The organism is Paraburkholderia phymatum (genome assembly GCF_038900715.1).
Classification (GTDB): Bacteria; Pseudomonadota; Gammaproteobacteria; order Burkholderiales; family Burkholderiaceae; genus Paraburkholderia; species Paraburkholderia phymatum_A.
Map to the genome: position 1 here is coordinate 72,224 of NZ_JAYMRZ010000014.1, position 12,652 is coordinate 84,875.

15 protein-coding genes are annotated in these 12,652 nt (G+C 60.4%); 14 read left to right on the forward strand and 1 reads right to left on the reverse strand.

Going from position 1 to position 12,652, the window contains the following annotated elements; genetic code table 11:
• Window positions 1–233 precede the first annotated feature (233 nt).
• Window positions 234–632 (reverse strand): helix-turn-helix transcriptional regulator, encoded by a 399-nt coding sequence (locus VSR68_RS24300; RefSeq protein ID WP_342942275.1) that lies wholly within the window; start codon window positions 630–632, stop codon window positions 234–236.
• Window positions 633–842: 210 nt separating this feature from the next.
• On the opposite strand from VSR68_RS24300, the gene VSR68_RS24305 reads away from it, so the two are divergent.
• From VSR68_RS24305 to VSR68_RS24370, 14 genes are all read left to right on the forward strand, one after another.
• Entirely contained in the window at window positions 843–1,508 is a 666-nt protein-coding gene (locus VSR68_RS24305; RefSeq protein WP_342942276.1) for a lytic transglycosylase domain-containing protein, read from the forward strand.
• 142 nt (window positions 1,509–1,650) lie between these two features.
• Window positions 1,651–1,926: a hypothetical protein gene (locus tag VSR68_RS24310; protein ID WP_342942277.1), complete on the forward strand. Its 276-nt coding sequence runs from the start codon at window positions 1,651–1,653 to the stop codon at window positions 1,924–1,926.
• Between the two features lie 9 nt (window positions 1,927–1,935).
• Complete coding sequence (locus VSR68_RS24315) at window positions 1,936–2,376, forward strand: VirB3 family type IV secretion system protein (protein ID WP_342942278.1); 441 nt, start codon at window positions 1,936–1,938, stop codon at window positions 2,374–2,376.
• Window positions 2,373–4,943 carry a transporter gene (locus tag VSR68_RS24320; RefSeq protein WP_342942279.1) on the forward strand — a complete coding sequence of 857 codons (2,571 nt, stop codon included), beginning with the start codon at window positions 2,373–2,375 and terminating at the stop codon, window positions 4,941–4,943. The genes VSR68_RS24315 and VSR68_RS24320 overlap by 4 nt, the downstream gene beginning before the upstream one ends.
• 51 nt (window positions 4,944–4,994) lie before the next feature.
• The gene (locus VSR68_RS24325; protein ID WP_428983581.1) at window positions 4,995–5,645 is read left to right on the forward strand and encodes a type IV secretion system protein; all 651 of its coding nucleotides are present in this window, start codon (window positions 4,995–4,997) and stop codon (window positions 5,643–5,645) included.
• On the forward strand, window positions 5,635–5,880 hold the full coding sequence (locus VSR68_RS24330; protein ID WP_342942281.1) for a hypothetical protein: 246 nt from the start codon (window positions 5,635–5,637) through the stop codon (window positions 5,878–5,880). Before VSR68_RS24325 ends, VSR68_RS24330 begins: the two co-directional genes overlap by 11 nt.
• 36 nt (window positions 5,881–5,916) lie before the next feature.
• Complete coding sequence (locus VSR68_RS24335; RefSeq protein WP_342942282.1) at window positions 5,917–6,822, forward strand: type IV secretion system protein; 906 nt, start codon at window positions 5,917–5,919, stop codon at window positions 6,820–6,822.
• Window positions 6,823–7,148: 326 nt separating this feature from the next.
• Window positions 7,149–8,006 carry a type IV secretion system protein gene (locus VSR68_RS24340; protein WP_342942283.1) on the forward strand — a complete coding sequence of 286 codons (858 nt, stop codon included), beginning with the start codon at window positions 7,149–7,151 and terminating at the stop codon, window positions 8,004–8,006.
• The gene (locus tag VSR68_RS24345; RefSeq protein WP_342942284.1) at window positions 8,003–8,968 is read left to right on the forward strand and encodes a TrbG/VirB9 family P-type conjugative transfer protein; all 966 of its coding nucleotides are present in this window, start codon (window positions 8,003–8,005) and stop codon (window positions 8,966–8,968) included. Before VSR68_RS24340 ends, VSR68_RS24345 begins: the two co-directional genes overlap by 4 nt.
• A gap of 10 nt (window positions 8,969–8,978) precedes the next feature.
• Window positions 8,979–10,391, forward strand: a complete 1,413-nt coding sequence (locus VSR68_RS24350; RefSeq protein ID WP_342942285.1) for a TrbI/VirB10 family protein — start codon at window positions 8,979–8,981, stop codon at window positions 10,389–10,391.
• On the forward strand, window positions 10,388–11,014 hold the full coding sequence (locus VSR68_RS24355) for a hypothetical protein (protein ID WP_342942286.1): 627 nt from the start codon (window positions 10,388–10,390) through the stop codon (window positions 11,012–11,014). The genes VSR68_RS24350 and VSR68_RS24355 overlap by 4 nt, the downstream gene beginning before the upstream one ends.
• 87 nt (window positions 11,015–11,101) lie before the next feature.
• Complete coding sequence (gene virB11, locus VSR68_RS24360; RefSeq protein WP_342942287.1) at window positions 11,102–12,154, forward strand: P-type DNA transfer ATPase VirB11; 1,053 nt, start codon at window positions 11,102–11,104, stop codon at window positions 12,152–12,154.
• Window positions 12,151–12,414: a hypothetical protein gene (locus VSR68_RS24365; protein ID WP_342942288.1), complete on the forward strand. Its 264-nt coding sequence runs from the start codon at window positions 12,151–12,153 to the stop codon at window positions 12,412–12,414. Before virB11 ends, VSR68_RS24365 begins: the two co-directional genes overlap by 4 nt.
• Window positions 12,411–12,647, forward strand: coding sequence for a DUF3717 domain-containing protein (locus VSR68_RS24370; RefSeq protein WP_342942289.1), 237 nt, complete (start codon window positions 12,411–12,413; stop codon window positions 12,645–12,647). Before VSR68_RS24365 ends, VSR68_RS24370 begins: the two co-directional genes overlap by 4 nt.
• The last annotated feature ends 5 nt before the right edge of the window (window positions 12,648–12,652 follow it).

The following is a 12,652-nucleotide window of genomic DNA, read 5'->3' on the forward strand; positions in this document are numbered from 1 at the left end:
TTCATACGTACTGCGAAGGATACTAATTCCCGCCCTTGAATTGGTATCGACTGGTAGTTCATAGTGTCATTAATCCAGTTGGGGGCGATACGCGACGTCACGCCGGCCGACGTGGACTTGGGTCACATCTCGTGCTCGCACGCAACTGAGCTCTGCCGACACGCGGGTCGGTGGAATTTGCGTTTCGCCGGCGGTGCCCGAGTTTGTGGTTACGGTGGCCCGGCATGGTTGGTTCATGCGAGAAGGTCAATAGCCTTCTGCACAACGAGGGGATCGACCGAGCCAGTTTCGGATGATGCCTGGTAGATAAGGGAACACAGCCGCGCTTTACTGTTCACGTCCAAGGCGCAGTTCGTCGACTGCAGACACGCTTCGATCGCGGTTAATACGCTGCACAAGAGTTCTATGTCGATCGCTCCATAGCGGGAAGTCCGCTTTGCTGTGAGCAGGTATGACACGTCGAAGTCATGCTCCAGCAGGGTCATGAGATAACGTGCATCTGGATATCGCTGGTCCTTTTCATATGCCGATTGGGTTCTTCTATTGATATCGGTCCATTCGCAAATGTTGGTCTGCGTAAGTCCGAGCCGGTCGCGCTCCTCAAGAAGGCGCGAGCCAAAGGTTGATGTCATAAAAATTGGTCGTAAAGCTTGAAAATGTGATAAAAATATCCCATTATTATCGCAGGTCGCTTCAGGCAAACAGTATACGGGTCACCATATGGCACTGAAAACGATGGTGAAGATCCTCGTAGAATTTGACGGGTGACCTGTCGACTCTGACGGAGGACAGACAATGGTGAAACTTGCATCGCTGGTCGTTCGACGCTGACAGGCGAAATCATGCTCGATTTCGCCATCTTGGCCCAACAATGCGCACCGGCCGTTCACCCCGTAACATTGCGGGCGATCGTCCGCGCGGAGTCTGGCTTCAACCCGAACGCGATTGGTGTGGTGGACGGTCATCTGACGCGTCAACCACGTAATCGTGATGAAGCCGTTGCTACCGCAAAAACCCTCGCTGCTCAAGGCATTAATTTCAGCATAGGGCTTGGCCAGATCAACAAGGCGAACCTCGCCCGCTACGACTTGACCTACGAGACTGCCTTCGATCCGTGCGCAAACCTTCGGGCCGGCAGTGCAATTCTCCACGACTGTTACGAAAGGGCATCTGTAGCGATGGGAGAGAGGGCAAACGCGCTCCGTGCAGCGATCAGTTGTTACTACAGCGGCAATCTCACGCGTGGTCTGACAGCGGACTCTGACGGAACAAGCTATGTCCAGCGAGTGGTCGCCAACGCTCCGCCGTCAGCTGACTCCACCAGTGTCGTCCCGGCAATTCCTGTTGTTATGGGGCGCACTTCCCATGTTCCGGGGCGCGCTACCCATGAAACAGTCCTAATGCCCGGCATGAGGAAGACAGCAGCCTCAAGCGGTAAGCGCGGTGATCCACACCCGGTATGGGATGCCTTTGGCGACTACCAATGCGACGGTGAATCGTGCAAGTGATGTAGCCGGCCCTCCGAGCGCCGGTTTGAAATGACAAGCCGATGGAGAAATTATGTATCGATATACGAAGTCTTCGATTATGCAATTAGCACAACTTAGAAATGGCGCGTTGTGCGTCTGGGCGCACCGCTTGAGCGAGGCAGTGAGCAAAGCATGTCTGGCGGGCACGATCGTCGGCCCACAATTCGCGTTCGCCGGCGGCGGTCTGGATTCGGCGACGCAGGGTGTCAATACCTTCAGGATCTGGCTCTACACCTTCCTTGGGGTCTGCGCGTCGTGTGTGTTGCTATGGAAAGGCGCCGAGTGCTGGGCGGACCGCGCGCACTGGAGCGAATTCATCACGCTCGGGGGCAAGGTCGCGGTCGTAGGCGCCGTAGTTGGAGTGCTCGCGCCCTATCTCTGGAATCTGTTCACCTGAGCACCTGCCATGCTGGACGAAAAAGCCCGCTATCCTGGCTTCAACGGTCTTGGCCGCACCGCGACCATCTGGGGCGTTCCCTACATGGCGATGCTGGTGGTGGTCGTATCGTCGATGTTCGCTGGTGTGCTCACCGCCCTTATTGTCGGCCCCGGCGGCCTGCTGTTCGTGTTTCTCGGTGTGCCGGTGCTGATGTACTTCAAGCACATCTGTGAGACGGACGACCAGGGCCTGCGCATCATGTGGCTCGAAATGCGCTGCCGTTTCTATTTCCGGATGCTGAAGGTTCGCGCGTTCACCAACGCCAACCGGTTCGCACCGCGCTTTGGCAATACGGCAACGCTTGCACCCCTTCGCTATGGTCGGCAGCGGCGGGTCTACCGCAATTTCATCGAACCCGTGTCTGGCGGCATGCGTCGCCTGCGCGAGCTTGAGCCGGAAGAGTCATGACACGCAAATCTGAAATATCGAGCGAGGTGCTCGGCAGCCTCGGCGCAATCGAAGACTGGATGCCGAAGTTTGGTCATCCGGTGACGAAGCACGTGCAGCATCTCGAGGGAACACGCTTCATGGTGACGCTTGTCAAGAGAGGCGTGCCGTTTGAAGTGCATGAGAACGTCGCGATCGAGCGCATGTTCGACCGCGACACCGAAACGTACAGCAAGCTCGGACGTGACCTTGGTGGGCGCCTGGGTTATCACGCCACCTTTACCCGCCGGCGCGTAAGGTTCGACCGCGTGTACAGATTCAGTCCTCGTTTCATGAAGTGGTTCTCGCGGGAATATGTCGGGCGGTTCAATGAAGACAGGTTCTACGAAAACCGCTACTACCTGTCGCTGATCCTGAAATACGACGACTTCGATGACGGACTGAAGGAAATCGAATCTCTTGCGCAGCAGGCGCTGCTGCAGTTTGCGGACTACGAGGCTGAGCTGCTGGAAGTATACGAGCGTCAGCACATGAACGGCATGAAGATGCTGTTCTCAAGGCACTACGGTTTTGTGAGCGATCTGGTTAACGCCGCGTGGACTGATGTGCCGGTCGCTGCCGAACCGGGTACCGATGTGATCCCGTCCAGCTGGCTGCATTTCGGCTATAACACGGTCGCGATCCGTGGGCCTGGCGTCTCGGCGTCTCGGCAGTTTGCGACCTGCCATGACCTGCGTGGTTTTCCAGACAAACCAGGCTGGGGACAGTTGAATCCGTTGCTGACGCTGCCGTTGGAATTCACGATCACGCAGTCCTTTAACTGCCTGACCGGGTTCGAGGCCAACCGCACCATCGATTCCGCGATTAACAAACTGGAGTCCGCGGGCGACAAGGCGAGGCATCAGGTCAGGGAACTGCGCGAAGCGCAGGGGTATGTCAATACGGGCGAACTGAGCTTCGGCGAGTATCACGGAGCGGCGGTGATTTATGGCGAGACGGCGAAGGAAGCGATCGCGAATGGCGATCTGTTCACGTCCCGCTCGCTGAATGAGTGCGGCGTCGAATGGATGGCCGCGACCGGTTCGGCGCCGTTCACGTATTTTTCCCAGGTGCCCGGTGCTAAGGTCAAATCGCGGCCGAAGGTTCAGTCGTCGCGCAACTTCGCCGCGATGCATGCGTGTCACGACTATTCGACAGGCAAGGCTGAGGGCAATCCGGTCGGTGACGGTTCGGCAATCATTCCATTTCGCACCAACGCTGGCAATGTCTTCAATTTCAACTTCCATGCAACCCGGCTCGGTGACGTCAACGTAACCGAGAAGCTAGCCGGACACTTCGAAGCCAAAGGAACGACGGGCACAGGCAAGACAACGCTCATCGCAGCCGCCATCGCGATGCTGTTCCGGTTCGAGCCGCTGCTCTATGTGCTGGACAAGGGACGCGGCTGGGAAGTGTTTATCCGCGCGATGGGCGGTGCGTATGTGTATCTGGAAAAGGGCAAGCCTACGGGCTGGGCACCGTTCGAGCTGGCCGATACGCCCGAGAATCGCGAATTTCTTTACGGTCTGGTCGAACTGTGTGGCCGCAGGAATGGTGTCGACCACCAGGGCAAGCCGATCAGGATCGACCTGAGCGCCGCTGAGAAAATGCAGTGTCGCAACGCGGTCGACGCCGTGATGGACATCGAGGACGTGCGTCTGCGCCGCTTCAGCCTCCTGTTGGACAGCATTCCGGACGAGGGCGACGACAGCCTGCGCGCGCGGCTGTCGATCTGGTGCAAGTCGGAAGGGGGACGCTTCTGGTGGGTGTTCGACAACCCGCCCAACCTGTCGCTGAACATGAGCGGGCAGCGCTGCATCGGCTTCGACGTCGAGGCGTTCCTTGTCGAGAACTATGAACCGTCCGAACCTGCGTTCGCCTGGCTGTTCCACCTGAAGAGGCTGATGCGCCAGGAAGGCGCGCTGATGGCGACGATCATCGAGGAATACTGGCTGCCGATCCGGTTTCGCCCGATCCGGGAGCAGATCGAGGAGACCCTCGCCAGCGGACGTAAGGAAGGCGAGTTCATCGGCCTGGTTACGCAGCAGCCGGAGCAGGCGCAAAAGGCAGCGGACCTGTATCCGGCGCTACGCAGCCTCGTCGCCACGAAGATCTATCTCGCGGACCCGGCCGCCGAAGAGGCGCCGTATCTGCGCGATGGCATGACGCGAAAGGAATTCCGGGAGTTCAGGAAACTCACGCCGCAGTCGCGCCGCTTCCTGATCAAGCAGGGCAACCAGTCGACCTTCGCCAGTTTCGACCTGAGTGGCCTTGATGATGCGATCGCGGTCTTCTCGGGCGACCGGGAAAACGTGCTGATCCTCGACGGCGTGCGCGTCGAGATGGGCGACGACCCGGATGCGTGGCTGCCGGTGTACCTGCTACGGGTATTCGAGCGCAGGCAACGCACGCGTCTGACCGCAAAGCACGGTGCTGATGAGCAACTTTGGATGAATGAATTGCGGCACGCGCTCGAGCGTAAGCGTGCTGAACTCGCCGCGATCTATCCGCCTGTGAATCAGGAGGTGGCCGCTGTGGCTGTCGTCTGAACCTCTAACCTGATGGAGGGAGCTGTGAAACCCATCCTCGCTGTGCCGGCCATGTGCCGGACCATCTTTCGCCGCATAGTTGCGGCAGCATCAGTCTTCTGCGCGGCGGCGACTGCGCATGCCCAAGGCGTGCCAACCATCTCGCCAGCCGAGCTTGCACAGCTGATGGTGATGGTGCAGCAACTGATCCAGCAGGTCCAGAATCAGGAAGCGCAATTCCAGGCCCTCACCGGTAACAGCGGGCTGGGCATGATCAACAACAATCCGGCACTGCGCAACTACCTGCCCGAGGAATGGCAGGACGTCTACATCCAGGCGAAGCGCGGCGGGCTATCGGGCGTCAGCTCGTCGATGCGGGTCATCGAGCAGCAGGAAGGAATGACGGGCGCATCGACCGTTGGACAGCAACGTTACTACGACACGCTGGCAACCAACAAGGCGATGAACGAGCAGGCGTACACCGCGATCATGGCACGTTTCAACAACATCCAGTCGCTCATGCAGCAGTCGAACCTGACCCAGGACCCCGCGCAGAAGGCTGATCTGCAGAACCGCATGGCAGCTGAGGAGGCGATGGTCACGAACGACCAGACGCGGCTGCAGCTGACTGCACGTTTGCAGGAGGACGAACTCGGGCTCGCACAGGAGCAACGCGACCGTGAATTTGACAACTCTTTTTTGGGGAAAACCAATGGTCAATAAGACACTTCTCTCCGCCATAGTCGCCTTGCTCGTCGCGGTCGCGGGCTATCTGGGCTACCTCGCCTGGGATCGTCACCAGCACAACCTGCAGGAAGAGGCCCAGCAGCAGAAGGAGCTCGAGTTCGATGCTGCGATGCTGGGGAAAACTCCGACGCAGCTAGCTGCAGAGCGCAAGGCACAGAGGATTAACGCGTCGAGTGAAGACGCTGAGGCAAGCGCAGCCGGTCTGAAGTGATAGGTTGCATGCGTACAGAACACTGAGTGAAGGGGAATGACTGTGGCGGATGTGCACATTTTTTCTTTAATGGTCAGCTATTTTGACCAGAACGTAGTGAACACAATCAGCACCGGATCGACGCGCATTATTTCCTTGATCTCGCCACTAATGGCAGTGTGCTTCAGTATCTACGTACTGCTCATTCTTTGGACGTACTGGCAGGGTAGGAACGACGAGCCAATCAACGACTTCCTGATGCGGATGGCAACATGGGCGGTCATCCTGACGGCTGGGATGAATATCCAATTCTATACGGAACACGTAGTCCCGTTCTTCAACGATCTTGGCGAACAGCTCGCTGGTGCGGTGACGGGCGGAGGCAACGAAGTCTCGGGACTCGACAGCCTGCTAAACGCGTACGTTAATGCGGCGCAGGCGATCTACGCTCAAGCCAGTGGGATCAAGATAATCGCCGCGATCTGGACGATTGCCCTGATGATCATCTTTGGTGGACCGTTTATGGCGATCGGCATTGCCTACATCATTCTCGCGAAGTTCGCGCTGGAACTTCTGCTGACGCTGGGACCGCTGTTCATCTCTGCGGCGCTGTTTCCGCCGTCGCGACAATTCTTCTGGAACTGGGTCGGGCAGTGCATGAACTACGTTCTACTCGTCACGTTGTTCGCTGCGGCATGCGCGCTAGAGGTGAATTTTGCGATGGGGATCATTCCAGTGAACAATGGTTCACCATCGATCGCGCAGATTATAGAGCTCGACATCATGGGACTTTCGTTCTGGGTCATTTCTCTGAACCTGCCGGGTCTCGCGTCGGCTCTCGCTGGAGGGGTTGGCATCTCTACGATGGTTGGCAGGCTCGGCGGGGTGGCGAGAATGGCAATGTCGCTCGCGAAATCCGGCGGGGGTGGTTCCCGCGCAACGGGTGGTCGTATCAGTGCATGAGGGGGAGGAAATCTCATGTCTCGATTGCTTACAAGACTGGGCCGCCTGTGGCTGATGGCGGCGATCATCGCCACCATAGGGGCGATGATGTCGATTAAGCTCTTTAGCTGACTGTCATTCTCCGAAGTTAGGCGCATCAAGGTCGCAGAGGGAAGTATTGAAACAGGTGGACATGACCATGAAATCGAGAATCGCGATCCTGGTAGTAGCAGTTGGATTGCAGGCTTGCAGCTCGCCGCCTAAACCACCTGAACCCACCGGCCAATGGATACCCGTTAACCAGCCCGCGCCACAACTGAGCCGCGCGGAATCGAAGTGAGGATGCAATGCCGGCACTGATCAGACAGTGGTTTGCCGCAGCGACGACCGGACGCCGCCGGTTGCCGGTCAGCGCACCGGCTGTCACCACGGAGCAGCTGCAGGCGAAGGTGACTGCCGACGAGCGCGATGCAGTAATGTGGTATCTGAAACAGGCGCAGGATTTCGAACGGTCCAAAGTGCAGGCTGCTGAAGAGAAGGCCCGAATTGCGGACCGGCGCTCGATACTCTCGGGTGGCATTGCGCTCGCGGCTGTTTTTGGCATGGGTGCATTAGGACTACTAAAGCGACCCAATCCGCCCGCCGTGCTGCGGGTCAACGATGTCACCGGCAAGGTAGACGTACTGCCCACCACGGCAAACGGCCGCGTTTCCTTCACCGAAAAAACGGACCGTCACGACCTGCACACGTATGTCGAGTTGCGAGAGAGCTACGACTGGGAGACGATCCAGGACGCCCACAGCGCCGTCATGCTGATGAGCGCTGACCAGGAGAAGAGCGCCTACGACACGTTTATTCGTGGACCGTCGGGACCGCTCAAGATGCTGAAGGACAAGTGGCGCGTGATCGCAAAGGTGGGATCCATCACCTTCGTCGGTTCGACCGCGCAGGTTTTCTTTTCCCGGCAGGCGATTCCGTTGAACGTCGCGGTCCGCCGTCCCGATCCGACGTACTGGATTGCGACGGTCGCCTTTGCACGTGTGAATGTGCCGGAAAAGCAGGATGAGCAGGACATTGATCCGGATGGCTTTCGCTGTACGAGCTACACCGTCACACGGGACTGGACACGTGCACCTGCCGATGCAACTCCCGACGGCGCGGCTTCGGGGGCGGCAACTGCGCCGCCGGCCGGAGGCGCGACATGACGATGTACCCGCTTTCCGCCCGAACTGCGATCGCGTTGGTCGTTACCGCCGGCGTCGCCGCGACCAGTCCGTCCGCTCTGGCACTCGATACGCCACGCAGTTGCGGCGCTGACCCACATGTCCAATGCGCATCCTACGACCCCGACCAGGTGTATCGGGTGGCGACCATGCCTGGACGTGCGGTAATGATCCAGTTCGAGCCGGGTGAGCACATCGTCGACCACGGCGCGGGCATCGGTGACGCAAAGGCGTGGCACATGGCGATGAACGAAAGCGGTGCGCTGCTGAAGCCTGGCGCCATGCAGCCGGAAACCAATCTTGTGCTGGTCACCAACCGACGCACCTACACGCTGTCTCTCGCCGACGTATCGACATTGCAGCCCGCCACGTGGGTCTTGCGTTTCGACTATCCGGACACGCGCGCGAGGGCCTCTGCCGCGCAGTTGCGGCGACAGCAGGCCGTGAGTGCGGCGCTCGCCGGCAGTGTGGCGAAAGTGCCGCCGTCGGCGGAGCCAGCTGCAATGCCGCCGGCAGCCGCAGCGAACGCACCAACCGCACCGACCACAGCAGGCGGCAACGCGACACAGACGTCAGTAATGGGCAACAGCGCGAACATGCAATACATGATGCGCGGCGATCGCGCGCTTGCGCCGACGGCACTGTGGGACGACGGGCGCTTTACCTATTTCAAATACGCGACCGCGCGAGATCTGCCCACCATCTTTACGAAACTCCCGGACGGGGGTGAGGCGGCCGTGAACTTCCACATGGAGGGCGACACCGTGGTCGTGCACGAGGTCTCAAGGGATTTTGTGGTCCGTTACGGTCAGTCGGTGCTGGGCATCCGCAATGATGGATACGCGCCGGATGGCCGTTACAACGGATCCGGCTCATCCCTGCCCGGGACCGCGCGTCTGCCGCGTGACCATGCCGGATCCGGTAGTGCCAATGCCGGTAGCTGATCACGGACGAATGAACATGAATGAACCCAACGAACTCTCGAACGCATCACCGCCCGACACCGTGCCTCAGGCATCACTCGATCTGCCGGGACGCCGCAAGACCCGGGTCGGCAAGGTGCGGCTCGCACTCGTGGCGCTCGCGGTCATCGCACTGGGCGCATCGGGCGTGACGATTTACCTGCAGCGTCTGTTTCAGCAGCATCAGGACGCGAAGCAGGCGGCGCTGAACAAACCGAAAGATTCAGCGAGCAGCGAGATGGGCGCGGATCTCGAGACGCAGAAGGCGCGCATCAAGCGCGATGAGCAGGAGCACGACCGTGAGGCCTCGGAAGCGGCGGCGGCTGCTGCTGCCGCGTCGGCCGCGCGAGCGAGCCTCGCGGTACCCGCGGGTGCGCCCTCGCAACCGTCTGCGATTGGCGTTCAGATGAACACGAATAATCAGCCGCGACCGCAGACGCCAGCGGAGCGGCGTCTGAGCGGCAGTGTGCTCGCGTCCCGGTCAGATGATGCCGGCGCCGATCGCGCGGATGGTGCTGAAAGTGCTGAGGGCAGCGGCCCGGTTGCGTCCGACGAAGGGCGCGGCGGTTCGGGCGGCGGAGGCGGCGATGCGGGAGCTGACAGTGGGCTACAGGGCATGGCCAGGTCGATGGGTCTGTCCGCGCTGCGTGGTGGATCCGGACGGGGCGCGAATGCCGATGCCCGTGGAAGTACCACCCGCAGTCACGGCAGCAGTAATGGCAGCAGCGACAGCAAGGGCACGTCGTTCGACCAGTCCCTGCAGCCTTCGAAACTGCAGCCAATGCAGGCTTCGTTCCGCCCTGACCGGCACTACCTGATCAGCCGTAACACGATGATCCGCTGCGGGCAGGCCACGGCGATCCGGACTGACCGGCCCGGCCTGATTGGCTGCCCGATCGCACAGGATGTCTGGTCGGACGACGGAACGACCTTGCTCGTACGCAAGGGAGCATTGGCCAAGGGTGAACAGCGCGATGCGGTCATACAGGGACAGGGCGTGATCGGTGCAATCTGGGACGAGATCGACGATGGCGATGTCCGTATTCCCCTGAATTCGCCGGCGACTGATCCGCTTGGCGCGGCCGGGATTCCTGCCTACGTCGACGAACACTTCTGGCAGCGCTTCAAGGGCGCGCTGATGGTGAGCCTCATCGGCGACTTCGGTCAGGCATTGGCCAACAAGGCGATCGGAGCGGGACAGACGATCAACTTCTCGAACAGTTCGAACGCCACGCAGGATGTCGCTGCCGAGACGCTTCGCAGCACCATCAACATTCCGCCGACCGCGTATTCGAATCAGGGCTCGGTGATCAACATCTTTGTTGCGCGCGACGTTGACCTGCGCAGTGTGTACCAGAACGTGGGTCTTGACGGAAACGAGATTGGCCGGACGAACCAGCAATGAGCACGGGCGAGGACATGACGATGCAATCGCACATCCATTTTCCGGAGAACTTCCCGCTCCGCGGCATTGAGCGCGACGCGTTCGACACGAAGCTACGCAACGCCCTGTACGGCCTGTTCGACGGCAGCCGCGTGAGGCAGTTCGCCGACCAGGTCGATGCACGCCGGTCGTTCCACTCCCCCGGCGTGCTGCCGCTGTGCCGCATCGGTGACGGGTACACATTCGAGCAATGCATGGCGCTCGACTGTTGCACGTTTGGTGATGTGCCGGCGGCGCTGTGCCGCTTCATCGTGCGCGCCGTCCGCGCGCGTCCGGGCCTCGATCTGACAGAGCCACACTTTGCAGCGGACCGGGTTAGCGAAGAGGGTGATGCAACTAACCGTCTGTCGCCATCGTCGCTCTCAAACAACGTCCAGCATCCACGGGCAGACGAGCCAACAAAACCCGGTCGCGCAGTGATGCTCGCGGCAACGGCTGGCGGTGCTGCGGGAGGGGGATGCGCGACCCGTCGCGGCGCCGATGGTTGGGACGGTGGTCTCCACGTCGCCCGCCCAGACGCTACGCGCATTCGCGGGCAGCGCGCCGGATGCCCGGCGGCCGCATCGCATATCAGTGAGGGTTGAGCCACAGGTCAACGTACCGGCGGCGCACTGACGGGTCTTCAGTGTCATTCATTCCGGTTGTTATGAAACCAACGAAAAGGACTACTGATGAGTGCAGTTGTTATCGATGTGATAGAGAAAGGGACGGTCGCCCGCAACTTTCTGAAGCAGATGGGCATTGCAAATTTCTTCGATGGCAGTCTGACCGAAGTAGCGATCAACCGACCGGGCGAGATCTGGACGCAGGGTTCCAGTGGATGGAAACGGCACGACGCGCCCGCCTGCACGCTCGATGCGTGCTTCAAGCTGGCCAATGCGCTGACGGTCATGAAGGGTGGCAAGTTTTCCACAAAGGAGCCCGTCCACCCGGTGGTGTTGCCAGATGGCCAGCGCGCACACGTGTTGATGCAGCCGGCATGCGAGCGGGACACGATCTCGATCACGATCCGTATTCCGCCGAGCGCGCGCTTTTCTGTCCATGAGTATGAGCGCAACGGCTGGTTTCAGGGGTTTCGCGACGTGTCGCCGCGTCGCACCGTTCCTGACGGTGTGGACCTGCAGCCATTCGAGGTCGAGATGATCGACGCGAAGTCGCGGCGCGACGTCACCCGCATGCTTGAACTTGCCGTGGCCAACCGGCTGAACATCGTGCTGGCGGGTGGTACCGGCTCGGGCAAGACGACGCTGAACAAGGCGCTGTCCGATCTCGTGCCGTCCTGTGAGCGGATTGGCACGATCGAGGACACACCGGAGCTGTCGCTGCCGAACCACCCGAACCGCGTGCACATGTTCTTCAGTGACACGTTACCCGCGAAGGAAATCGTGCGCTCAACGTTGCGCATGAAGTTCGACCGCGTACTGCTTGCCGAACTCCGGGGCGACGAGACGTGGGACTACATGACGCTGCTGAACACGGGCACGCCGGGCGGCATCACCACGATCCACTGCAACGATGCGCGGTCCGCGGCTTCGCGTGCCGCGACGCTCATCAAGCAGAGCGCCGTTGGCCAGACGCTCGAATGGAAATTCATTCTGGACCAGGTGCGCATGACGATGGACCTCGTGCTCTTCATGCGCGAAAAGCGGCTCGCTGAAATCTGGTACGACCCAGTCGGGAAATGGGAACTGCTGGGCGGACAGGTACGCGGAGGTATGGCATGAATGCGAACCCAGACATGCAGGTTGTCGAGCAGTCCCTGATCGGCGTGTGCGGTGCGCTCGCCGTCTTCCTGTCGCAGGACAGTCGTCCACGCTGGCGACGCTGGGCCTGCATTTTCGGGCTGGCCGCGCAGCCGTTCTGGTTCGACATGGCGTGGCGTGCACATCAGTATGGTGTGCTGGCGCTGAGCGTTGTCTACGCCGCGTCATGGGCGCGTGGCCTCGCGGCGCACTGGCTCGTGCGCGGGGAGGGGCGGTCATGAACTACGCGATCAGAGACATCGAAGCCGCAATCGGGGGATGGCGCCTGCGTGCAGCGTCCGACGAAGCGTTCGCCGCGAGTGCGGAGGCCTGTGCGCTCGCACGGCTTTACGGCGCCGTGATCGTGTATGGCTGTGAGGCACTCGCCGATGTTGAACTCGACGATGCACAGCGCGACGCCTTGCGCATTCTGTCCACACCGCCCATCGGTAAATCGTCACCTTCAACGCACTGAGATCC

Bases quoted from the DNA above. Each gene is read 5' to 3' on its own strand.
- virB11 (WP_342942287.1), top strand. From the start codon at position 11,102: ATGAGTGCAGTTGTTATCGATGTGATAGAGAAAGGGACGGTCGCCCGC.
- VSR68_RS24340 (WP_342942283.1), top strand. From the start codon at position 7,149: ATGCCGGCACTGATCAGACAGTGGTTTGCCGCAGCGACGACCGGACGC.
- VSR68_RS24330 (WP_342942281.1), top strand. From the start codon at position 5,635: ATGGTCAATAAGACACTTCTCTCCGCCATAGTCGCCTTGCTCGTCGCG.
- VSR68_RS24335 (WP_342942282.1), top strand. From the start codon at position 5,917: ATGACTGTGGCGGATGTGCACATTTTTTCTTTAATGGTCAGCTATTTT.
- VSR68_RS24315 (WP_342942278.1), top strand. From the start codon at position 1,936: ATGCTGGACGAAAAAGCCCGCTATCCTGGCTTCAACGGTCTTGGCCGC.
- VSR68_RS24325 (WP_428983581.1), top strand. From the start codon at position 4,995: ATGTGCCGGACCATCTTTCGCCGCATAGTTGCGGCAGCATCAGTCTTC.
- VSR68_RS24305 (WP_342942276.1), top strand. From the start codon at position 843: ATGCTCGATTTCGCCATCTTGGCCCAACAATGCGCACCGGCCGTTCAC.
- VSR68_RS24300 (WP_342942275.1), bottom strand. From the start codon at position 632: ATGACATCAACCTTTGGCTCGCGCCTTCTTGAGGAGCGCGACCGGCTC.
- VSR68_RS24320 (WP_342942279.1), top strand. From the start codon at position 2,373: ATGACACGCAAATCTGAAATATCGAGCGAGGTGCTCGGCAGCCTCGGC.
- VSR68_RS24370 (WP_342942289.1), top strand. From the start codon at position 12,411: ATGAACTACGCGATCAGAGACATCGAAGCCGCAATCGGGGGATGGCGC.
- VSR68_RS24350 (WP_342942285.1), top strand. From the start codon at position 8,979: ATGAACATGAATGAACCCAACGAACTCTCGAACGCATCACCGCCCGAC.
- VSR68_RS24365 (WP_342942288.1), top strand. From the start codon at position 12,151: ATGAATGCGAACCCAGACATGCAGGTTGTCGAGCAGTCCCTGATCGGC.
- VSR68_RS24345 (WP_342942284.1), top strand. From the start codon at position 8,003: ATGACGATGTACCCGCTTTCCGCCCGAACTGCGATCGCGTTGGTCGTT.
- VSR68_RS24355 (WP_342942286.1), top strand. From the start codon at position 10,388: ATGAGCACGGGCGAGGACATGACGATGCAATCGCACATCCATTTTCCG.